The sequence below is a fragment of the Delftia tsuruhatensis NBRC 16741 genome (assembly GCF_001571325.1).
Taxonomy (GTDB): domain Bacteria; phylum Pseudomonadota; class Gammaproteobacteria; order Burkholderiales; family Burkholderiaceae_C; genus Comamonas; species Comamonas tsuruhatensis.
In genome coordinates this window covers 36770-58435 of record NZ_BCTO01000025.1, presented here as the reverse complement: position 1 = coordinate 58435, position 21666 = coordinate 36770, and the positions used below count along the sequence as shown (strand labels likewise).

Genomic DNA, 21666 nt, shown 5'->3' with positions numbered 1-21666 from the left:
GTGGTGATTCAGTGGTTCGGTGATTCAGTGGCTCGAGGACTGGGGCCGGGGCCGGGGCGCCGGCCCCGCACGGGCTGGCGGCGCTGGCGCAGCCAGGCTTCGGGGTCCAGGCGGAAGTCGCGCGCGTCCTGTGCGGGCTCGGCGTGGGTGAGCCAGGTGGTCCAGCCCAGCTGGGTGCTGCTGCCCAGCCGGGCGGCAGGCACTTCCTGGCGGCGCAGCACCAGCACATAGTCCCAGGCGTATTCGATGCCCAGGTAGTTGCGCACCCAGTCCACCAGGGTCTGGAACAGTGCGGCCTGGGGCAGCAGCTGCCGGTATTGCTCCAGGCCCAGCGGGCCGAGCACCAGGCGGAACTTGCTTTGCGCATCGGGCACGCGCGAGCCCACGACGGCATCCACTCCCAGGCGCGAGTTGCAGGGGCGGCTTTGCAGCCGGGTCTGCTGCCCGGGTTCCAGCTCCAGGTGGTGCAGGCAGTTTTCTTCCAGCCGCACGGGGATCTGGAAGTAGTGCGACAGGGCCTGGCACAGGCCTTCGGGATTGCGTGTCCAGCGGGTCAGGTGGCCGGCCATGAAGCGCTTGGCGTGGTCGGGCACGTCGTCGCGTGTGCGCTGGCTGGGCAGGCCGGTGCCGATGAAGCTGTCTATGTAGCGGCCGAAGGGGTCCTCGCCGGGGCGGTCCAGCGATGCCGTGGGCTGGGCGTCCGACCAGGCGCGGAACAGCAGCAGCAGCATGCGGTGGTGAAAGATGTCGGAAAAACGCGCCAGCGTGGCGTCGTCATGCTGGCGCAGGCGCTCGCGCACGTATTCGGTGATGTGCGTGGGCAGCGGTCCGTTGGGGCCGTAGAGGCCGAAGTTCCAGACCGTCATGCGCTCGGGCTCGCCGGCGCGCGAGGGCAGGATCTCGGCGATGGTGGCGGGCGCGAAGGCCAGCGACGGGTCCTGGCCCAGGCGCAGCGGTTCGTCCTTGGGGCGCGTGGCCTGGCCCAGGCGCGGCAGGCCGGGGTGGCGCGCCTGCAGGTAGCGCAGGCTGTGCATCAGGTCGAACTGGTAGGGCCTGGCGCTCAGGCGCTGCCAGAACAGGCGCGCCCGAGCGTCCTCGGACGCGTTCGCCTGCACGGTGGGCAGCTCCGAGTCCTGATCGGGCACCGGCTGGGCAAGGGGAGCGTGCGCGGCGTTGCTCATATGCCGGGCCGTTGTCCGGGGCGTGGCGCCCAGTGCGCGACGGGGCCGCGCTGGCGAGAGTGCAGCTGCAGCTCGGTGAAGCTGTTGACGCCCACGTGGCGGGCAAAGAACCGCTCCAGCATGTTGGCCAGGGGCCATGGGCTGACACCGGCCATGGCCGGCTCGTCCACGCTCAGGTGCACGCCCACGCCGCGCCCGTAGACGAGCTGGCGGTGCTGGGGCAGGCGGCGCGTGATGGGCTCGATGCGCATGCCCTGGATGGCGGCGATCTGTCCGGCCAGCTGGTGGTTGCCCAGGTCCAGGTACAGGCGCAGCAGCTCCTGCAGCGTGGCGGCGCCTTCCTCGTCGGACAGGTCGGTCATGGCCAGGTAGTTCAGGCTCAGGTGGGAGATCAGCCGCCAGGTGAGGCCGCCATCGGCCACGGCCGGTATAGGGGCGCTGGGGCCGGCGATGACGCGGGCCCAGTCCACCGGTGCCGACTCCTGAAGGGCAAAGTCGCCGCCCGGCTGGTTGACGCGCATGAGCAGGGGCAGGTCGCGGTTGGTGCACAGGGTATGCATGGACAGCTGCTTGAGCTCGTCGGAGAACGGCGCCTCGCGCTGGTCCACCAGCGAGATGAAGACTTCCGAGCCCAGATACTGCGTGCGCGGGCCGCTGCGCAGGCTGCGTTCGGAAAACAGCCGGGGCTCGCGCCGCGTGGTGAAGTAGGCCTGCTCGGTGGAGTGCAGGCCGTGAGTGGAGGCGTACAGCGGCGCAAATTCACGGTCCTGCGTCTTGCCTTCGTGGTGGCCGGTGACGGCCTGCACGCCGTAGACCTCGAAGTCCAGCGGCCGCATGCGGTCGGCAACGACGTGGTATTCGTGCACGTTGGAGGCCACGTGCAGGCGGTCCGCCGTGTACTCGAACAGGTTGATGGCCGGAATGCAGTGCATCAGCAGCTTGGCCGCGTCGATCTGCGGCTCCAGCGTGGGCGCGGCGCGGCGCAGCAGCAGCGTGATGCCCACGCCGTCGTGGGCAATGCGGCGCATGCTGCGGGACAGGCCGTTGATCGAGAAGAACCGCTGCCGCGCGGGAAACGCGAAGTACTCGTGCAGCAGCCGGTGGCCCTGGAAGGCGCGGTGCGAATAGGGAATCAGGGCCTGTTCGCTGTCATGGCCCTCGGCGCGCAGCGCATCGGGCGGGAGCACGTCCCAGACCTGGCGCGGGTCCTGCGGGTGGTGGACCACGATGGCCAGCGTCTGCGTGTGGATGAGCTCCTGCAGATGGGAAGCGACGACGTCGCCCGCATGGATATACACCCACAGCTGGTCCAGCGCCACCTGCATGCACTGCGAGGCATCCAGCGTGGCCAGCTGCAGCCGCAGGTGGCCGCCGGCCTCGCCCAGCTGGGGCACCAGCGCATGGGGCAGGTCCAGCGCCGGGCCGCCCAGGCGGGCCTGGCGTATCTCCAGCGGCCACAGCGTCAGCGGCCCGCCGGTGCGGAAATCGCAGATGGTCTGCTCTTCCTGCACCTTGTGGGTGCGCAGCACGCTGCCCGAGGGCAGGGTGAATCCATCGACCAGGTTGCCTTCCTTGGCACTGGGCTTGAGCTGGACCACCACCATGGATGGCGTGGGCGCCAGGTAATGGGGGCAGACCATTTCCAGCATGCGCTGGGACAGGCGCGGGAACTCCGCGTCCATCTTCAGCTGGATGCGTGCGCTCAGAAAGCTGAAGCCCTCCAGCAGGCGCTCCACATAGGGGTCGGCCACATCGGTGTCGTGCAGCGAAAGACGGCCCGCGACCTTGGGAAAGGCGGCAGCGAACTCGGCGCCCAGCTCGCGCAGATAGGCCAGTTCGCGGTTGTAGTACTCGACGAGGCGGGGATTCATGGTGTGTGTGGCGGCGTCCGGGCTCAGGCCCTGAGGTTTTGCAGCGAGACCTGGCCCGTCTCCAGGTCCAGGCTGGTCTTGAGCAGCAGCTCCAGCGGATAGGGCATGGACCAGAACTGGCAGCGGATCTCGAACTGCAGCGTGTTGTGGTGGTTGAGCTGCTCGGTGGAGGCCAGCAGCGTCACGGCCAGCGTCTTGGGCAGGATGCGCGGCTCGAAGGCCAGGATGCTTTCGCGGATGCTGCGTTCCACATGGCCCCAGTCCAGCTCGGACAGCAGCTGGCCGGCCAGCGGCGGCATGCCGTAGTTGATGACCGAGCGCTGCACATGCTCCAGCCCCTCCATCTCCACGTGGTCCCAGGCATCACGCGCATTGAGCAGCCAGCCCAGGTCGCGCAGCAGGGCCTCGCGCAGGCGGGATTCGTTCACGAAGACCGCATCGGGCCGCTCGGTGCGCAGATGGGGCTCATGGTCGGTCAGCCGGTCCAGCAGGGCGGGCTGCAGCCGGTCCTTGGCTGCGGTCGCCTGGTTCTGGCGCGTGCGCAGCGTGGGCATGGGGTTGAGGGGACTGGGGCGCATGGCTTGTTTCTTCAGGAACCGGCCGGCCGGGCAGCCGCCAGGGGGTTCACGGGCTCCTTCGCCTTCAACGCCGGGTCTTGGCGGCAGGCGGAAAGAGGGCGTGAACGGGCAGAGAAGATCTGAACGATCTGCTCCTTGTCATCGGTGGACACCTTCATGCAGGCGCAGCCATAGCCGTGGCTGCCATGGCCGGTACGCACCCAGTCACGGTTGGCAAAGCGGGGCCAGTCACCCTGGGCCTGATGGCCGCCCTGCACGCCAACGGTCCAGTCGGTATCGCGATCGGTCAACGAGGCATTGGCGGGCGTGGGGTTGTCGAACCAGCCGCAGCGCAGGGCATTGGCCGGGCCGTGGCTGGAGGCCGATGCAGGGCACGGGCCCAGACACAGCAAGGCAGCCAGCAGCAAGAACGGGCAGCGCAGGGCTTGCGGGGACGCGGGGGCGACTGTTCCGTGCATGGCTTGCTCCGTCATCGCGTGGCGGTGTCCAGCGCCAGCTGGCGCACCTGCAGCATGGGAAAGTCCTCGGAGTCGGTGACCCAGGTGCGCTGGCCGTGGCCGGCGACGTGGCCTGCGGATTCGTCAGGATCGGAGGCATCTGTGTCCAGCGGGCTCCACTGCGTGCGGCGCGACATGCGGACGGCGTCGTCATCGCCGGGCGCCAGCGGATAGCGCGCAGGCATGAAGCCCTGCAGCGCGCCGCCCTCGCGCAGCGTGACCTCGCAGGGCAGCCAGATCAGGTCGCGCAGGTCCTGCACGGGCTCGAATCCGATCTGTGCAATGGCGTCGAAGGGCAGCCAGTAGTAGCTGCCGTGGGCCAGCAGCTCGCACACGGGCCCCAGGCGGGTATCGCTGTCGGCCAGCCATTCGAAGCGGTGCTCGCCCATGTGGCCGGCCGTGGCGGGCGCCTCGTCCAGGGCGCGGGCGCGCAGGTCCTGGGCGGCCGCTCCTTCATGGGCCAGGGCGTCGATCAGGCAGGCCAGCCATTGCGCGGGCTCGCCCATGAGAAAGGGCTTTTTCTTGCCGGCGAAGACCTCGGCGCGCAGCACCTCGCAGCGGATGGCCTCGCGGTAGGCGCGCGCCATGGGCTCGCACGAAGGGTCGAGCTGCGCGCACAGCTGCAACTGCTCCAGCGCCTTTTGCCATTCGCCCAGCACGCACAGCAGCTGGAAGTAGTAGACGCGCAGGGGCGCCGAGGCCGGGGCTTGGCGGATCTGGTCCTTCAGGGCCTTGAGTTGCTCGTCCAGGGAAAGCTGTGAGGTGAAGCTGGGCAGGGGCATGGTGAAAACGCAGGAAAAAGAGAGGGGCGGGGTGCGGCTGCGCCCCGGTCAGTCGTCGTAGGAGCGGCAGCCCCAGCGCACGGCGTCGGGCGCCTCGCCGGCCACATGGCCGATGACGATGCGCGGTGGCGTCTCGTCCAGTCCCTTTCTGAGCGGCATGGCGCGTGCGTACTGGGCGGGCAGTTCGCCGAAACCTTCCAGGTTCCAGCTGCTGCGCACCTGCGGCCGGGCCTTGGTGCGCTGGACCAGCGCCTGCAGGCTGCCCGTGGCGCGCGCCGCGACAATGCTGCCGCTGCCGCCGCGCACGGTGATGGAGGACACCTGCGTGCCATCGATCTCCAGCGGCGTGGCAAACAGGTAGAGCAGGTCCAGGCTTTCGCCGGGCGCGCGGTCCACCACGGTCACGCCCTGCGCGCGCAGGCGCTGGGCCAGCGCTTCGTCGCGGCCATCGGGAAACTCGATGCGGCAATGCAGGGCGTCGGTGAACAGGGTGGTGATGTCCGCTGCCGTGGCAGGTGCGGCTTGCACCGTGGCGCAGGCCGTGCCGGCCAGCAGCAGGGTGAAGAAAGCTTTGGAACAGGCGTTCATGGCGTGGCTCAATGGGCGCATCAGGCGCATCAGGGATGGCGGTAGATCTTGAAAGCGGGCTTGTGGGTGCGGTAGCCGGGGCCTGCCCAGAAGCCGTTCTGCTTGAAGTCCGAGATCCAGACGCTTCCGTCGAACATCTGCATGTGGCCGGCGGGCGATGAGGTGAAGCCCTGCATCACGGCCACATCGCCTTTCTTGTAGCCACCTTCGGGCATGGCGTCGTAGCGTGTGAAGCCGGCGGCCACCAGGCTGGTGCCGTAGTCCTTGGCATCGCGCGTGCGCTGCAGTGCGATGCCGCCAGCGCCGATCGCATCGCGCACATAGCGCGCGCAGTAGCCGGCCGAACTGGCGCGGGCATTGGTCTGCAGGGTGGCGACGGCGTTGTCTACATTCCAGGGCATGAAAAGCCTCTCTGAGTTGGGTCCTGGAGGGGAAAGCTTCTCCAGGCCTGTTTCTTGTTATGGGGCCTGGCCCTGGTGCGAGCGTGTCGGCACCAGGAGCCAGGTGGGCGGACAGTCTTACTTCGCGCCCTGCTTCACGGAAGGCAGCTTGGACACCAGGCGCAGCGACACCGTCAGGCCTTCCAGCTGGTAGTGGGGGCGCAGGAAGAACTTGGAGGTGTAGTAGCCGGGGTTGCCCTCGACTTCCTGCACTTGCACCTCGGCGGCGGCCAGGGGCTTGCGGGCCTTGGTTTCCTGCGAGGAGTTGGCCGGGTCGCCGTCCACGTAGTTCATGATCCAGTCGTTGAGCCAGCGCTCCATGTCGGTGCGCTCGCGGAAGGAGCCGATCTTGTCGCGCACGATGCACTTGAGGTAGTGCGCGAAGCGGCAGCAGGCGAACATGTAGGGCAGGCGCGCCGACAGGTTGGCATTGGCCGTGGCGTCGGAGTCGTAGTACTCGGCGGGCTTGGCCAGCGACTGGGCGCCGATGAAGGCGGCCACGTCCGAGTTCTTGCGGTGCACCAGGGGCATGAAGCCGTTCTTGGCGAGCTCAGCCTCGCGGCGGTCGCTGATGGCGATTTCCGTGGGGCACTTCATGTCCACGCCACCATCGTCGGTGGGGAAGGTGTGGGCCGGCAGGTTGTCCACCGCGCCGCCCGATTCCACGCCGCGGATGGAGGTGCACCAGCCGTAGTACTTGAACGAGCGGTTGATGTTGACCGCCATGGCGTAGGCCGAGTTGGCCCAGCAGTACTTGCCGTGGTCGCCGCTGTCGGTTTCTTCCTCGAAATCGAATTCATCGACCGGGTTGGTGCGCGCGCCGTAGGGCAGGCGTGCCAGGAAGCGGGGCATGGCCAGGCCGATGTACTTGGCGTCGTCGGACTCGCGCAGGCTGCGCCAGGCGGCGTACTCGGTGTTGGTGAAGATCTTGGTCAGGTCGCGCGGGTTGGCCAGCTCCTGCCAGGATTCCATCTGCATGATGGCGGGCGCCGCGCCCGAGATGAAGGGGCAGTGGGCCGCGGCGGCCACCTTGGCCATTTCACCGAGCAGCTCCACGTCCGGCGGGCTGTGGTCGAAGTGATAGTCGCCCACCAGGCAGCCGAAGGGCTCGCCGCCGAACTGGCCGTACTCCTCTTCGTACACCTTCTTGAAGACGGGGCTCTGGTCCCAGCCCACGCCCTTGAAGCGGCGCATGTTGCGGTGCAGCTCCTTCTTGGAGATGTTCATGACGCGGATCTTGAGCATCTCGTCCACCTCGGTGTTGGTCACCAGGTGGTGCAGGCCGCGCCAGGCGCCTTCGAGCTTCTGGTAGTCGTCGTGGTGGATGATGCGGTTGATCTGCTCGGACAGCTTGCGGTCGATCTCGGCAATGATGGCCTGCACCGTCTGGTAGGCATCGTTGGACAGCGTGATCGCCGAGCCCAGGGCCTGCTGGGCCAGCGTCTGCACGGCCGCTTCCACGGCTTCGCGGGCCTGCTCGGTCTTGGGCTTGAATTCCTTTTGCAGCAGGCTGCCGAATTCGCTGCCGGCCAGCGCCTGGGTCGATTGTTCGAGTTGGGTTGCGGTATTCATGACGTGCTTGCCTTCCTGATGTGCTGCCTCAAGCCTCGGATGCGGGGCCCGAGGCCTGCGGGGCAGTGATATTGGGCGCGGCGGCCAGCGACTTGAGCAGCGCAGGGTCCTTGAGCACCTTGCCGATCAGCTCCTCGGCGCCCTGCTTGCCGTCCATGTAGGACAGCAGGTTGTGCAGCTGGGTGCGTGCCTCCAGCAGCGAGTTGAGCGCGCCCACGCGCCGCGCGATGGCGGCGGGGGAGAAGTCCTCCATGCTCTCGAAGCTCAGGTCGATGTTGAGCTTGCCCTCGCCCGTCAGCGTGTTGTCCACCTGGAAGGCGACGCGGGGCTTGATGGACTTCATGCGCGCATCGAAGTTGTCGATGTCGATTTCCAGGAACTTGCGGTCGGCGATCTCGGGCAGCGGATCGACGGGCTTGCCCGACAGATCGGCCAGCACGCCCATCACGAAGGGGATCTGCACCTTCTTTTCCGAACCGTAGATCTCGACGTCGTACTCGATCTGCACGCGCGGCGCACGGTTGCGCGCGATGAATTTCTGACCACTCTTGCCGGTTTTGGTGAGCGACATGCGGGTGTTCCTTTCAAGAAAAAAATAGGTCGCAGAAGTAAAAAGCCTGGAGTCCCGCCTTGCGGCGGACCGAAGGGCTGAGGGCGCAAGAGGCCGTGTGGAAACAGGTGGACGGGGTGGGTGTCATGGGGCAGCCGGCTCCTTGAAAGCGAAGTCCGGGTCCAGCAGATCCGTGCATTCCTCGCAGTAGAGGTAGGCGATGGAGCGCTTGTTCTCCGTCGTCCCCCAGCCGGTGCCGCTGTCGATGGTCAGATTGACCTGGCGGCCGCCCTTGAAGCGCACGACGGCACGGGCACTGCAGCTACCGGTTTCATAGGCATGCGCGTAATTGAACTGGCTGCTGGACTTGGCGTGGCGCAGGAAGTAGCGCGCGCGCTTTTCGTCAATGCGCAGTGAATCGCAATGGATGCGGGGGGCTTCGCTTTTGGCGGTGCCGTCGCGGATCGTGATGCGCTCGATGGCGTTTGCATGCCGTGCACCGGCATCTGCGAAGGCTGGCGTCGAGAGACCCACGCCCAGGGCCATGAAACAGCATTTGGCCTTCATGTCTGCTGCTCCTGCAGGTGGGCGCCCGTGATCACTTCCACCTGGGCCAGGCTGTCGGGCGACAGTTCGCGCAGGATGTCCATGAAGCCCATGCGCATGAAGCGGGCGGCGCGGCGGATGAGCAGGGGGGCGGGGTTGGAGGGCTCGGTGCGCTCCACGAAGGCGGCGATTTCCAGCAACTGGGCAATCGCCTGTTCGCGGTTGCGTGCCGGGGTGTGGGGGGGGCCGGGCGCGGGCTGGGATGCCAGGCCGTCCCCGGTGCCGGCCTGTGCGGCCGGATCGGTTTCAGCGGCCGTGTCGGCGTCGCCTGTGGACTGGGGCAGCCATTGACCGAGGGCCAGCAGCAGCTGGCGCAGGCCGTCGAGCTCGGGCTGCTGGTGGCTGGGCAGGTGCTGTTCGCAGCAGGCACGGATCCGGTCGAGTTCCTGCAGCGCAGGGGTGACGGCCAGCAGGGTTTCGTGGCCCTCGGCATGTGCGCGGGCCGAGGCCATGCGCAATTCGTCGGCGGTCAGGTGCGGCAGGTCCTCGGGCACGTTGCCCCTGGCCATCAGTTCGGCGTCGCGCACGCTGATCTGGCCCAGGGCTCCGCGCAGGAAGTCGGCGTTGCGCAGGTCGCGCACAAAGCCCGTCACGTCCGACAGGGTGCCCAGGGCGTTCATGCGCATGAAGTAGTCGTCGCCGTCCTCGGGCAGGGGGTGGACATGCTCCCAGTGGCGCTCCAGCAGGGCGGCGCACAGCTGCAGGCCCTGCAGCGTGCCGCGCAGGCCGTGCAGGATGGTCCAGGCACGGCACAGCAGCACGGCCACGCGCAGGTCCTTGGTGCGCTGCATCAGGGCCGAGGCCTGGCGCTCCACGTCGCGCCAGTCCGGTGGTTCGGCGGGGATGACGGTGTCGCCGAACTGCTGTTCGACCTTGCCCTGCGCAGCGCTTTCCATGGACTGGAAGTCGTTGTCATAGGTGAGGTCCGGGCCGCAGGGGGGCTCGGCGGAGGTCTCGGTCAGCAGGTCCTGGATATTGGCCATGGGCGGGATTCGATGTGGCTTGGGGTTTGGTGTGCAGGGGCCGTGCGCTCTGTGCGGGTTCAGGCGCCCTTGAACAGCCGGGTGAACAGGCGGCGGTGCAGCACTTCGTGCTGGACCACTTCGTCAGGGGCGTGGCGCGGCGTGGCCGAGATCCACCAGACGGAGGTGGTGGAGCCCGGGCGCATGCAGGCGCGCCAGTCCATGCGCGGCAGGCGCGCGGCGTTGCCTTGCGAGGCGCCCATGTCAAGATCCGCCAGCAGGCTGTGGATGGAGGTGCTGTCCGGCGCGCTGCGCTCCTGCTGGAACGGCCATTGCAGGGTGGCCAGCCGCTCGTCGAGCTGCTGGGCCGACAGGGGCAGGCGTCGCGCGTCGATGAGCGCATCGCGTGCGCCGCTCAGAAAGCGTTCGATGTCCTGGTCCGACGCCGGTATGCCGGAGCTGCCGTCCACCGTGGCCATGATGGCCAGCGGAAAGAGCCTGCCGATGCGGTCGGAGCTGGGGCCGATCACGCCCACCATGGACTGGCCCAGGATGGAGGCAGGGCACAGGAAGAACCACAGCGGCGAGTGCACGAAGCGCGTGGACCAGCCATCGGCCGCATCGCTGCGCAACTGGTCCATGCCGTTGCGCAGCCATTCGTCCCAGCGCATGGTCAGTGCGTGGGGCATGCGCCGGCCGACGAAATCGCCCTGGCTGGGCAGCTTGCCCCACCAGGCGGCGCATGGCCGCTGGACAGTCATGGCGTTCACAGCCGGTCCGGACATTCGAATTCCTCCATGGCCTTGAGCCGGAATGGGTTGAGAACGCTGCTGGTGGTGACTTCCATGCGCAGCTTGCGCCCGTCGATGGTGAAGATGGCCGTGAAGCGCTCGGGCGAGTTGCCCGGCAGGATCTGGGCGCGGTCGAACAGGCGGTGCAGGGCCCAGGGGCCTTCGGTCACGATGCCGGTGTTCTGCGCGCCGGCCGCCGTGATCTGCAGCCGGGCCTGGCCGGTGCCGCGCGTGCCGGGCCAGGAGACGGCCTTGGGGATTTGCGGGCCGTGCTGGTAGCGCACGATCTCGCCGTCCACGTCCAGCACCATCTGGGAGATGGAGGCGTCCATGTCCAGCGGCTTGATCTCCAGCCGGATGCCGGGCGTGTTGCCGCCTGCGCGGAAGAACACGTCGCGGATGGAGGCCGCGCGCTGGAAGGCGGCCAGCGAGGCAGAGCCCCCCACCGGCGTGCCGTCCACACCCTGCTTGAAGGTCCAGGGCACGGTGGAGATGTCCACCATGGTCTGCAGCTGGGTGCGGAAGAACTCGTCCATGGTGCCGCCGGTGGCGAACAGGCGGGCGAAGTCGTCCGTGGTCACGTCGCGCGTGGCGCTGCGCGTGAAGGGGTAGCGGCCCAGGATGGCTCGGCGGCAGAAGTCGCCGATGGTGGCGTTGAGGTTGCCGCCCAGCGTGCTGCGCACGCTGCTTCCCACGAAGGACGAGGTGGAGGTGGCCAGGGCCTCGTACATGCTGTTGAGCGGAGGCGGCACGCGCTTGGCCTCCGAGCGCACCTTCTCCAGCGTGCCGCTCAGCGAGGGAGGCACGCCGCCGCCCTGGATCACCTGCTGGCGCGCCGAGGCGATGACGGCCGCCGCCTCGTTGAGCACCTGCAGGCTGGCGGTGATGGGCGCCGGGCCCGAGCCGTTGCTGGTGGCAAGGCGCCGGTATTCGCGGAAGCGGAAGTCCACGATGTCGGCCTCCAGCGTGCCGGTGGCCAGCATGCCGCCCACGTTCAGCGGCTTGCCGGTCAGGCGGCTGAGCTGGTGCTGTTCCTCGCGGATGCGCTGCAGTTTCTCGCCCAGCCAGCTGCTGGTGCTGCCCGAGCTGCCGCCTTCCTGCTGGTCCGGGCGGCGGGCCAGCGTGGTCTCGCGGGCCACGGCGCGGATGAACTGCTCCAGGCTGGAGTTGGCGGACGAGTACAGGCGGGCCTGCTCGCCGGCCTGCTCCAGCGAGGCCGTGCGTATGGGGCGGATGTCGGCCAGGAAGGTTTCCCACAGGCGCGCGTACTCCATCAGGTACAGGCGCTTGACCTCGTTGGCCAGCTGGCCCGTGAGCACTTCCTGGGCCACGCTGCGCCGGCCTTCGGCCTGGCCCAGCACCCAGGTTTCCTCCTTGGCCAGCAAGGTGGTGACCTTGGGCAGCTCGTGCAGGAAGAGGCCGTGGTAGCCGTCATAGGTGAACAGGCCGCTGATGCCCTGGGTGAGCGGTTTGCCGCTTGCACGCGCAAAGACCTGGGGCGCCTCGGGTCCGCTGGCACGCACTACGCTGAAGTCGGGCGGCAGCTTGTCGCCGGTGTTCAGCAGCTGCTTGAGGCGGCTGTAGGCACGCTGGGCGGGCGACATCTGGGCCAGGCGCTGGCGCACTTCGGCGACCAGGTTGGCGTCGATGGGCTGGGCGGAGACCACCACGCGGCCGTCGATGAGGCGGTCCAGGTGCTCGGACAGCTGGTCCACCAGGCCGGCCTGCACCAGATGCTGGGGCAGGGTGTTTTCCCAATCGCTGCGCAGCCAGGCCTTGACGAAGGTGGCGTCGAAGTGGTCGGGCTCGTAGAGCATGAGATAGGCCTTGAGCGTTTCGTAGCTGGCCTCGGGGCTGCCGGTGCTGACCTGGCGCAGCGAGCGCGCGACATGGCTGCTCAGGCGCGGCAGCCAGGCGTCTTCCAGCAGGCGCAGGTAGGTGGCGTGGGCGGCCGTCTGCACCTTGGGCACCTGCAGCAGGCCCCAGCGCCAGCCCAGCGGGGCTGATTCCTCGAAGCGGCTGCTCTGCGCCACGCGCGCCGCGTGGTTGAGCATGGGCACCAGGGCGACCACGTTGTCGGGATCGGTGGCCTTGGATTCCTCCACGGCCTGGCGCAGCGTGCCGGCGTTGTCGGCCACTTCGTTCAGGTAGCGCTGGTTGTTCTCGTAGCTCAGCGTCCATGCCAGCGCCGCGCCGCCCAGGGCCAGCAGCAGGGCGCACAGGCCGGCGGCCTGCATCAGGCGCAGCTGGCGCTCTTTCTTGGCGTTGCGCCCGGTCAGGCCGGACTCGTTGAACATCACGTCCTTGAACAGCGACTCCAGGAAGTAGCTGCGGCCCTGCTGTGGCACGGCATCGGCCGGCAGGCGGCCGCGCAGCGCAAAGCGGCGCGACAGGGCCGACATCACGCGGTCGAAGGGCATGCCCTCCTGCGTTCCGCTGGTGAAGTAGACGCCGCGCAGCAGCGGCTTTTCCTTGAAGCGCGAGGCGGAGAACGCCGCATCCAGCGTGTCGCGCACCACGTCCTTGAGGCCGGCAAACTGCTGGGGCAGTGCGTAGAGCAGGCTGCGGCGCGCAAGATCGGGCTCGGTCATCAGCCGCTGGGGCAGCAGGCGGTTGATCTGGGCGACCAGGGCGTCGAATTCCTCCATGTACAGGGCGCTGGCGGCCTGCGGGTCGCTGGCGGGCGAGCGCTGGGTCTTTTCGTCATAGGGGTAGGTGAAGCCCCAGACCTGGGCGCGCTCCTCGCGGCTCATGGCGCCGAAGAACTCGTTGAAGCCCGCCAGCAGGTCGCTCTTGGTGACCAGCACGTAGACGGGAAAGCGGATGGTCAGCTCCTCGCACAGCTCGCTCAGGCGCAGGCCGATCAGCTGGGCCAGCTGGGCACGCTCGGTATCGCTGCTGCTGAGCAGCTCCTGCACGCTGAGCGTGACGATGACGCCGTTGACGGGCTGGCGTCCGCGAAAGCGCCTGAGCAGTTGCATGAAGCCCTTCCAGGCAGCCTTGTCCTGCTCCGCATCGCTTTCCTGGGTGGTGTAGCGGCCGGCCGTGTCCAGCAGCACGGCTTGGTCGGTGAACCACCAGTCGCAGTTGCGCGTGCCGCCCATGCCGGGGATGGCGCGCTTGCCGAACTGGGCCGCCAGCGGGAAGTCCAGCCCCGAGTTGATCAGGGCCGTGGTCTTGCCCGAACCCGGCGAGCCGATGATCAGGTACCAGGGCAGCTGGTAGATGTAGCGCTTGTTCCAGCGCCCGAACAGGCCGCCTTCGGTCTGGCCGAAGCGGGTCTTGCTCAGCGTGTCCAGGGCTTCCTTGAAGCGGGACTCCAGCTCTGCCACTTCCTCGGAGCCGGCAGCGGGCGTGCCGTCCGCCTCGCGCGGCGAGGTCAGGCGGGACAGGCCGGTCATGAGGTGCTCGTTCATGCGCTGTGCGCGCCACCATTTCAGCAGCAGGCGCAGGAACCAGAGGATGAACAGGCCGGCGATCAACCACCAGCGCACGGTGGGGCTGCCCAGTGGCTGGTAGGGCTGGATGAAGACGAGGGGGCCGACGAACCAGATGAGCAGGCTCAGGGCCACCAGGCCCAGAAGCTCCAGCATGTAGCGGTTGAACAGCCATGAGGCGATGCGACGGATCATGGGGGTCAGTTCCTGGTCTCGGGTGCGGCAGGCAGGGCCTGCAGTTGCTGGTCACGCTGCTGGGGCGCGACCAGCAGGACGATTTCCACCCGCCGGTTCAGCGCCCGGCCTTCGGCCGTGTTGTTGGGGGCGACGGGGTCGCTGTCGGCACGGCCCTCGGCATGCAGGCGCTGGCGGTCGCGCAGCGAGCCGCCCAGCATCTGGGACACGGCCTGGGCGCGCTCCTGCGACAGGTTCCAGTTGGACGGGAAGCGCGCCGTGCGGATGGGCAGGTTGTCGGTGTAGCCATTGACGATGACCTTGCCCGGCACTTCGTCCAGCGCCGCGGCCACGCGGTGGATGACCTGCACGTAGCGGGGCTTGACGACGGTGGCAGCCGGGTCGAACAGGCCGTCGCCGCGCAGGATGACGGTGCTGCGGTCGGCTTCGTCGCGCACGCTGACCAGGCCTTCGCGGATTTCGGGCTCCAGGAATTGCCGCAGCCGCGGCTTGATGGTGGCCACGGTGGCAGCCGCCGAGGTGCGCGGGAACCGGATCTCGTTGATGGCGGCGAACAGATCATCCGAGCTGTTGGACAGCCGGTAGCTGAACCACAGGTAGATGAAGAACGCCAGCAGCAGCGTGATGGCTGCCGCCACCCACAGCGGCACCATGGCCCAGGGCGGCGAGGCCAGGCGCTGCACGCCGCGCCAGTGCACGGACAGCAGGCTGCTGCGGTCGCCGCGCGTCGATTCGATGAGCTGCAGCAGGCGCGCCTTGAGCGTCTCCAGCTGGGCGCGGCCGTTGTCGATCACGCGGTAGCGGCCTTCGAAGCCCAGCATCACGCAGTAGTACAGCAGCTCGATGAGGTCGATGTGCTGGTGCGGCGTCTGCACCAGCCGGGCCAGCAGCTGGAAGAACTTCTCGCCGCCCCAGGTTTCGTTATGCAGGGCCACGAGCAGGCTGTAGTGAGGCCAGATACCTGCGCTTCCCCAGGGCGTCTGGGCGGCGGTTTCGTCGAGCACGGTGCAGATGCAGTAGCGCGCGCCGATGATGGTTTCCATGGGCACGCCGCTGGCGCCGGCGCGCTGCTCGAACTCGCGTATGTGTTCGAGCAGCAGCTGCTGCAGCGCGCGCGGGTCTTCGTTGGTGACCATGGCGCGGATCTGGGGGATGAGGTTCAGCAGCTGGTTGGCGGCGGCCACCAGCGGGTTGCCGCCGCTGACCACGTCGGGCAGGTTGGAGCGCAGCGGCTCCTGGCCGGCAGGCGCGGGCGAGGCGCTGGCTGCGCCTTCGGCACGGCCCGCGTCGCCGTCTCTCCCCCAGGGCATTTGGTGGCTGATGTTGGAACTGTTCATGTCGGAAGATGCGTCGCGCCGTCAGCGGCGGATGGCCCAGAACTCCAGCTGCAGGTCGGGGAATTCACCGGAGACGTGCATGGCAAGGCCGCCGGAGCTTTGCAGCTGGTTCCACAGGTCGTGCGTGGTGTCCACCTCGAAATAGTTGTAGCCCGCGTGGTAGGGGATCTCGCGCGGGGCGATGGGCAGCGGCCGCAGCGTGACGCCGGGCAGGTGCAGGTTCACCAGGTCGCGTATGCGCTCCACGGGGCCCAGCTTGGTCTGGGTGGGGAAGTGGGTGCGCAGGAATTCCGGCGTGGTCTGGGCATGGGCGGCCAGCACGAAGTCGCAGGTGGTCAGCAGCTCGGTGGACGGGATCAGCGCCACGCGCACGCCGTACTGGCGGTCGTGCAGCGGGATCTGGATGGCGTTTTGCTCCAGCACCGAGGACAGGCTGCGCCGCAGCTCCAGCATCAGTGGCGGAAAGCTGCGCCGCAGGTCGTCGTGGTCGTAGGCGGGCAGCACCTCGGGGCGGCGGCGCTCGTGGTCGAAGGTGGTCAGCTCGGCGGCCAGGCGCAGCAGTTCCTCGAACAGGCGCTCGGGATGGATGCTGCCGGTGCGCACCCAGTGCTGGGCGGCGCCCGTCCAGTGGTTGATGAGCTGCAGCAGCAGGAAGTCGCCGACCTCGCCGATGCCGCCGCGCTCGGGCTGGATCATGCGCTGGGCCAGAACCTCGCCGCGCTGGCGCAGCAGGCCGTGGATTTCCTTGCAGAAGGTATTGAGCACCGAGCTGGGCCCGTTGTTGACCACGGTGGGAATGAAGCCGGGCTCCAGCAGCACGCCTCCGCTGGCCTGGCGCTCGACCACATGGGCCACGGGCAGGCTGACCCAGCCTTCGGTCAGCTCGTGGGCGGGGCGCAGGCTCAGGCGCAGCCGGCCCAGCTGCACCTCGGCGGGCTGGGCGCCCACGTCGTTGCTGTCCGCCACTTCGGTCACGTCACTGAGATAGCGCGCGGGGCTTTGCGTGCCTTCGCCAAAGGTGACCTCGCTGCCCGACAGGCGGCGCAGCGGCAGGGCCAGGTGCACCACCACGTCCTTGAGGTCCTTGCCGATGTCCAGCGGGGTGGGCGCCTCGTCGTCGCCCGGCAGCTGGAACGGCGTGCCGTCGGGCAGTACGCCGTGTGCCGAGCGTATGCCCAGCTTGCCCATGCGCAGCAGATCGGTGTCCAGCTCCAGTTCCGAGAAGCCCCAGAAAAAGGGCTGTCCCGGCAGGCTGCGCGACTGCAGTTGCCGGAACAGGAAGCGCTCCTGCTGCTGGAAGTGCTGGGGCCGAAGGAACATGCCTTCGGCCCAGATGACTTTGCGTTGCCAGACCATGGTGGATAGATGTGCGTTTATTGGGATGCGGGTTGGATGCGCACGGTGACCTCCTCGCGGGTCAGGTGCACCTGGTAGCGCACGGGCTGCAGCTTTTCGGTGGAGCCCATGCCCCACCACCGCCTGCGCAGCTCCACGGAGTTGGGCGCGGCGGCCGAGGCGCGCCAGGTGCTGCGCTCCAGATCGCGGTAGGCGGCGAACAGGCCGAAGGCGCGCACATCGGGGTTGCCCTTGCGCTCAATCACCTGGCGCTGGCCGGGCGCGATCAGGAATTCCTCGCGCCGCACGAAGTCGCTGCCCAGCTGGCCGTCGTCCTTGTCCTGCAGGTCGAAGAAGCCGGCGCGGTCGAAGGCGGCGGAGGCGCGCAGCTCGTAGATGCGCAGCAGCACGGGCTTGGGGATGCCTTCGCGGTCGGGGTTGATGTCCATGTCGGCCACCACCTCGAACACGGCGGCGGGCACGGCCGTGGGCGCCACTTCAGGCGCGCGGCTCAGGGGATTGAGGGAGCCGCAGCCGGCCAGGCCGGTCGCCATTGCCGTGCCCAGGCCCAAGGCGCCCAGCGTTTGCAGCGCCTGACGGCGCGCTTGCGGTACATGCGGTGCATGCGATTTCCACATGGCTTCTCCTGTCTCGATATCAGTCATTGGTGTCACGCGGGCAGATCCACACCGTCAGCGCGCTGAGGTTGTCCTGGTGCGGATTGCCGCTGGATACGACGCGGCCGACCATGCGCTGTATCCATTCGTCGGGGCGCTGGCTCGCGGCCAGCAGCTGCTCCATTTCCGACTCGTGCATGCCCTCCCACAGGCCGTCCGAGCACAGCAAAAAGACATCGCCGGGCTCCAGGGCCACGGCGGCGGAGCGGATGCTGGGCGGCACCTGGCCTTCGGCGCCGATGGCGCCGGCCAGGACGTTGCGGTTGGGCAGGCGGCGCGGGTCGTTCTCTTCGTACAGGCCGGCGTGCAGCAGCTGCTGCACCAGGCTGTGGTCTTCGGTGCGCAGGTGCATGCGGCCTGCGCGGAACCAGTACAGGCGCGAGTCGCCCCAGTGCGCCCACAGGGCGCGGCCCTGCCCGGGGTCGATGCACAGCACCACCACGGTGGCGCTCATGTGCATGCGCGAGGCCGAGGTGGACTGCTGGCCGCTGACGCGGTGCTCCGCCTGGGAAATCAGGGAGGCCAGGCTGGCAGGGGCGAACAGCGGGTTCTCCCGGAAGCCCTCCAGCACGGCCTGGACCGTGAGCTGGGCGGCAAGTTCGCCATGCCCGTGCCCGCCAGCCCCATCGGCCAGGGTGCAGCACAGGCCGCCGGCGCCCAGGTCCATCAGGCCCATGGCGTCTTCGTTGCTGGAACGCCTGCCGCTGTGGGATGCGCTGGCCACCTGGATGCTGTAGCGGTGGCCGTCTCCGTCAAGGTAGGCGATCACGGCTGGCCTTTCACGGACTGCTCGGCGTTTTCGTAGGCCTCGACGAAGGTGCGGCCCGAGAAGGCCATCAGATCGTCCTCGGCATGGCGGCGCAGCACGTCGAAGTTGTGCTTGTAGTCGTCCCACAGCGCAGCCTTGCGGCCATTGGTCAGCAGCTTGTCCAGCAGGCCGGGGTTGGTTTCGGTGCGGCGCTCCAGCTCGGTCGGATCGAACCGGGTCAGGGCCTCGGCATAGGCGGCGCGGATGCCGGCCATCAGGGCCAGCTGGTGCACGTGCAGATCCTGGAAGGCGTCCTGCATGGCGGGCAGCGGCTTCATGAAGCCCGGGAAGGTCTGGTGGACCATCTGCATGAGCACGCCCTCGGAATTGGGCAGGAACTTGAGCGGATTGTTGGCGCCCGTGGCAATGATGGTGACGCCGGCACGGAACTCGCGCTTGATCTCAGAGCGCGCCGCCAGCAGGTCGATGGTGCCCTGCACGGCAATGCGCAGGGCTTCGCCGAAGGTGCGCATGAATTCAGGCGTGACCTCGAAATGGGTCTTGGCCGGGTTCAGGCCCGCGCCTTCCATGAAGGCCGTGGCCAGGGCCTGCAGGTCGGCGTGGGCGGCGCTGGCGGCCGGCTGGGGCTGCACCGGAGCATCGACAGGCGCGGCGGTGCAGGGCAGGGTGCCGACGGGAATGGCGGCGGCGCCCTGGCCGAGGATGCTGGAGGCTGCGTTGAAGTGGACGCTGGAGCTGGAGCTGGTGTTGGCGGGAGCGGCGGCAGCGCTTGCGGCAGAAACGATGGCTGGCGCAGCTTGGCCTGCGCCGGACTGGAAGATGTCCAGGTCCAGCCCGTTGGTGGGCAGCAGTCCGTCGAGCACGACGGGCTGGGCGGGGATTTCGGGGGCTGTCGCGGCAGTGGGGGCCGTGGCCATCGGTGCAGCAACTGGTGCAGCGGCAGGTAAGGGAGCTGGTACGGCAACTGGTACGGCAGTTGGTGCGGCCTGAACCTGTACAGGTTGCTGTGTCTGCGCCGCAGGCGCCAATGACTGCTCCAGGCCGGCCGGCTGGGCCGGCGCCGCTGGCTGCGCAGGCGGCTGCATGCGCGGCAGGTTGAAGGCCTGGCCCAGCTCGGAGCCCCGGCCCGATGCCTGTTGCAGCGGCGCTGCGTCGCCGGGCAGGCCGCCCTGGTCGAACAGCGCGAGCGGATCGAGCTTTTGCGATGCCTCGAAGCACGAAGGCAGGCCGGTATGGGAGGCGTCATGCAGTGCCTCGGTGCTCAGGCCCTTGAGGGGAAGCGTTTGGACCATGCCGTCATGGCGCTGCTGAATCAGCTCGCCCTTGCCGTGCGAGGGCAGGCCGGCCCAGCCTTCTTCCTGCTGCCGAGCCTGCTCGGGCGGCGGTGCAAAGGGGTCGAAATCATTGGGAATCAGCAGCGGGCGGTGCTGCGGCCTGGCCGGCTGCGGCATCGCCATGGCCGCTTGCTCGGGGGGGATTGCACTCTCGGCAGAAGGCGCAGGCGGGGTCTGGATGTCATCCAGGCTCAGCGCCGTCAGGCCTTCCCAGGGATCGGCGATGCCGGCGGCGGCTGGAGGCAGAACGTCTGCCAGTGGCGCAGCTTCTGCCGGCCCCGTTGCTTGCGGCTGCAGGGGGTTGTCAACTGCGGGGGGCTGCTGGATCTGTGGCTGCGGGATTGCCGTGACCGGCGAGGGAACCGATGGCGTTGAGGGTGCTGAGGACGCAGAAGGTGCTGAGGACGCAGAAGGTGCTGAGGGCGTCACAGCCGCTGCAAATGCTGCGCTGGCAGGCGCCGGCACGGCTGCACCGGGCGAGGCCGGTGCTTCGAAAGGGGTGCCCGGCGCCACGGCGGCCAGGGTGTAGGCGCCGATGCGGATGCGCGCGCCCAGTGTCAGGGCCACTTCCTGGCCCGAGCGCACGGGCTGGTCTGCCACCCAGATGGGATCACGCTCGCTCAGGTTCGCAACAAAGGCTCCCTCGGAATCGAGCCTGACCATGGCGTGCACGCGCGCCACGGAAGCGTCCGGATCCGAGATGATGAGCTTGTTCTGGCCACTGCGTCCGATCGTGCCGCCTGCCATGCCGAATACGGCATGCCAGTGGCGGTCGACCGCAACGCCATCGTGGTCCACGACCCTGAGTTCGATTTTGTCCATGGAGTCTTAGGCTAGGCAGTTTTCAGGAAGCGTCGGGGGCCTCGGCAGGCCTCAGGAGGCCTTGCGCGCGGGCGCCGGGCGCTTGTTGCGCAGCGCGGCGCGGGCATTGTTGAATTCCCGGCCCCAGGTGGGATGGCCCTTTTCGGCCTCGGTCAGCTGGAAGGTGGGGTCCAGGGCCAGGGCCATGTCGAAGTGCTGCCGGCAGGGCTTGCGGCGGCCTTCCACGCAGTGGCTGAAGGCGATGTACTTGAGCGCCTTGACCTGGCTGCTCATCGGCAGCTCCTGCGCGGTGGACAGGGGCGTCAGGGCCGTGATGGCATCCTCGTAGCGGCCATCCACGTAGAGCTGGATGGCCTCGACCAGCTCCTGCTCCTTGATCACCACCGGGTCCACGGGCTTGACGGGCTCGACAGGCGCCTGCACCACGGGCGGTGCTGGCTCGGGCTCCACCGGCTTGGGTGCGGTTTCGCAGGCGGCCAGCCCGAAGGCAACGGCAAGGGCAAGGGTCAGGCGCTGGAGGGAGTGAGGGATATGCATGGACATGGTCATCGGGCATCAAAGTCATGGGAAAGGGTCACCGACTGGCCGTCGGTGATGCGGATCACCTGCCGATAGCTCTCGAAGCCGGGGTTGCGCAGTTCCACCGTGTGGGAGCCTGGCGCCAGCTTGAGCAGCACGACGGGAGGGGTGACGCCGGACGGCTTGCCGTTGATCAGCACGTTGGCCCAGGGGCTGACCCTCAGGCGCAGGTTGTGATCTGTCCGTGGCGTCTCAGGCCGTGCGGCCAGTGCGGCGGAGCGCACCGGGGCCGAGCCCGATGTCAGTGCGGTGATCGATGTGATCACGCGGCTGTTCAGTGCAAAGCCGCCGGCCGTGGGCGCTGCGGTTGCCACGCGCAGCCGTTGCGCGGCAGGGCAGCGCTGGGTCCAGCGGTCCTGGGCGCGGCTGTAGGCGTCCCGCCACGGCGTACCCGTGGTCTCGTAGGCCTGCAGCGCAAAGCCGGGGTGGGCGGCGAACGCGGCGTCGAAGGCGGCCTCGCAGCGTGCCCATTCCTTGTGCGTGCAATAGGTGTAGGCCAGGTACTTGTGGGCGGAGGCCCGCTCCATGGGATCCGCCAGCCCGCCAAACAGCGCAGCCTGCAGCGCACGCTCGGCCTGGACCAGGTCGCGCGCCTCGAACAGCGCAATGCCCTGCGCCAGCTGCGGGCGTCCTGCCGAGCCGGTTTGGGCCGGCGCGGCCTCCTCGCATGCCGCCTGGGAATGCGCCAGGCAGGGCAGGCCGAGCATTGCAGTGCACAGCATCCATCGCCAGCGGTGGTTCATCAGTCGAGCCATGCGCCGCG

The 21666-nt window shown here is 68.4% G+C and carries 20 protein-coding genes; all 20 read right to left on the bottom strand.

The features are described 5' to 3' along the window. Nucleotides 1–8 precede the first annotated feature (8 nt). The 20 genes from tssG to DTS01S_RS13575 all read right to left on the bottom strand — a co-directional run bounded on the left by tssG (nucleotide 9) and on the right by DTS01S_RS13575 (nucleotide 21658). Nucleotides 9–1181, bottom strand: coding sequence for a type VI secretion system baseplate subunit TssG (gene tssG, locus DTS01S_RS13670; protein WP_061287871.1), 1173 nt, complete (start codon nucleotides 1179–1181; stop codon nucleotides 9–11). Beyond that, a complete protein-coding gene (gene tssF, locus DTS01S_RS13665) occupies nucleotides 1178–3052 on the bottom strand; it encodes a type VI secretion system baseplate subunit TssF (RefSeq protein ID WP_016446993.1) in 1875 nt (624 codons plus the stop codon). The genes tssG and tssF overlap by 4 nt, the downstream gene beginning before the upstream one ends. 23 nt (nucleotides 3053–3075) lie before the next feature. Further along, nucleotides 3076–3630 (bottom strand): type VI secretion system baseplate subunit TssE, encoded by a 555-nt coding sequence (gene tssE / locus DTS01S_RS13660; protein WP_016453373.1) that lies wholly within the window; start codon nucleotides 3628–3630, stop codon nucleotides 3076–3078. A gap of 11 nt (nucleotides 3631–3641) precedes the next feature. Further along, on the bottom strand, nucleotides 3642–4088 hold the full coding sequence (locus DTS01S_RS13655) for a DUF4087 domain-containing protein (RefSeq protein WP_061287884.1): 447 nt from the start codon (nucleotides 4086–4088) through the stop codon (nucleotides 3642–3644). A gap of 11 nt (nucleotides 4089–4099) precedes the next feature. Then, complete coding sequence (locus DTS01S_RS13650) at nucleotides 4100–4909, bottom strand: type VI secretion system accessory protein TagJ (protein ID WP_047328072.1); 810 nt, start codon at nucleotides 4907–4909, stop codon at nucleotides 4100–4102. Between the two features lie 48 nt (nucleotides 4910–4957). Further along, the gene (locus tag DTS01S_RS13645; protein ID WP_254787944.1) at nucleotides 4958–5497 is read right to left on the bottom strand and encodes a hypothetical protein; all 540 of its coding nucleotides are present in this window, start codon (nucleotides 5495–5497) and stop codon (nucleotides 4958–4960) included. Nucleotides 5498–5526: 29 nt separating this feature from the next. Continuing rightward, entirely contained in the window at nucleotides 5527–5898 is a 372-nt protein-coding gene (locus DTS01S_RS13640) for a hypothetical protein (protein ID WP_013802359.1), read from the bottom strand. Nucleotides 5899–6015: 117 nt separating this feature from the next. After that, nucleotides 6016–7509 (bottom strand): type VI secretion system contractile sheath large subunit, encoded by a 1494-nt coding sequence (gene tssC, locus DTS01S_RS13635; protein WP_016446990.1) that lies wholly within the window; start codon nucleotides 7507–7509, stop codon nucleotides 6016–6018. A 28-nt stretch (nucleotides 7510–7537) separates the two neighbouring features. Beyond that, nucleotides 7538–8080 (bottom strand): type VI secretion system contractile sheath small subunit, encoded by a 543-nt coding sequence (gene tssB / locus DTS01S_RS13630; RefSeq protein WP_012205675.1) that lies wholly within the window; start codon nucleotides 8078–8080, stop codon nucleotides 7538–7540. 123 nt (nucleotides 8081–8203) lie between these two features. Continuing rightward, on the bottom strand, nucleotides 8204–8626 hold the full coding sequence (locus DTS01S_RS13625; RefSeq protein ID WP_061287869.1) for a hypothetical protein: 423 nt from the start codon (nucleotides 8624–8626) through the stop codon (nucleotides 8204–8206). Further along, nucleotides 8623–9648, bottom strand: a complete 1026-nt coding sequence (gene tssA / locus DTS01S_RS13620; protein WP_061287868.1) for a type VI secretion system protein TssA — start codon at nucleotides 9646–9648, stop codon at nucleotides 8623–8625. The genes DTS01S_RS13625 and tssA overlap by 4 nt, the downstream gene beginning before the upstream one ends. 59 nt (nucleotides 9649–9707) lie before the next feature. After that, nucleotides 9708–10412, bottom strand: coding sequence for a type VI secretion system-associated protein TagF (gene tagF / locus DTS01S_RS13615; protein WP_016453379.1), 705 nt, complete (start codon nucleotides 10410–10412; stop codon nucleotides 9708–9710). Continuing rightward, nucleotides 10394–14050 (bottom strand): type VI secretion system membrane subunit TssM, encoded by a 3657-nt coding sequence (gene tssM, locus DTS01S_RS13610; protein ID WP_017405328.1) that lies wholly within the window; start codon nucleotides 14048–14050, stop codon nucleotides 10394–10396. The genes tagF and tssM overlap by 19 nt, the downstream gene beginning before the upstream one ends. 5 nt (nucleotides 14051–14055) lie before the next feature. Beyond that, complete coding sequence (locus tag DTS01S_RS13605) at nucleotides 14056–15387, bottom strand: DotU family type VI secretion system protein (protein ID WP_016446985.1); 1332 nt, start codon at nucleotides 15385–15387, stop codon at nucleotides 14056–14058. 21 nt (nucleotides 15388–15408) lie between these two features. Further along, nucleotides 15409–16743, bottom strand: coding sequence for a type VI secretion system baseplate subunit TssK (gene tssK / locus DTS01S_RS13600; RefSeq protein WP_016453380.1), 1335 nt, complete (start codon nucleotides 16741–16743; stop codon nucleotides 15409–15411). Nucleotides 16744–16760: 17 nt separating this feature from the next. After that, the gene (gene tssJ, locus DTS01S_RS13595) at nucleotides 16761–17360 is read right to left on the bottom strand and encodes a type VI secretion system lipoprotein TssJ (RefSeq protein WP_016446983.1); all 600 of its coding nucleotides are present in this window, start codon (nucleotides 17358–17360) and stop codon (nucleotides 16761–16763) included. Nucleotides 17361–17379: 19 nt separating this feature from the next. Further along, a complete protein-coding gene (locus DTS01S_RS13590) occupies nucleotides 17380–18168 on the bottom strand; it encodes a PP2C family protein-serine/threonine phosphatase (protein WP_046240040.1) in 789 nt (262 codons plus the stop codon). Next, complete coding sequence (gene tagH / locus DTS01S_RS13585; protein ID WP_061287867.1) at nucleotides 18165–20324, bottom strand: type VI secretion system-associated FHA domain protein TagH; 2160 nt, start codon at nucleotides 20322–20324, stop codon at nucleotides 18165–18167. The genes DTS01S_RS13590 and tagH overlap by 4 nt, the downstream gene beginning before the upstream one ends. 51 nt (nucleotides 20325–20375) lie before the next feature. Next, a complete protein-coding gene (locus DTS01S_RS13580) occupies nucleotides 20376–20861 on the bottom strand; it encodes a TssQ family T6SS-associated lipoprotein (RefSeq protein ID WP_223275220.1) in 486 nt (161 codons plus the stop codon). Between the two features lie 8 nt (nucleotides 20862–20869). Further along, nucleotides 20870–21658: a PEGA domain-containing protein gene (locus DTS01S_RS13575; RefSeq protein ID WP_061287866.1), complete on the bottom strand. Its 789-nt coding sequence runs from the start codon at nucleotides 21656–21658 to the stop codon at nucleotides 20870–20872. Between the last annotated feature and the right edge of the window lie 8 nt (nucleotides 21659–21666).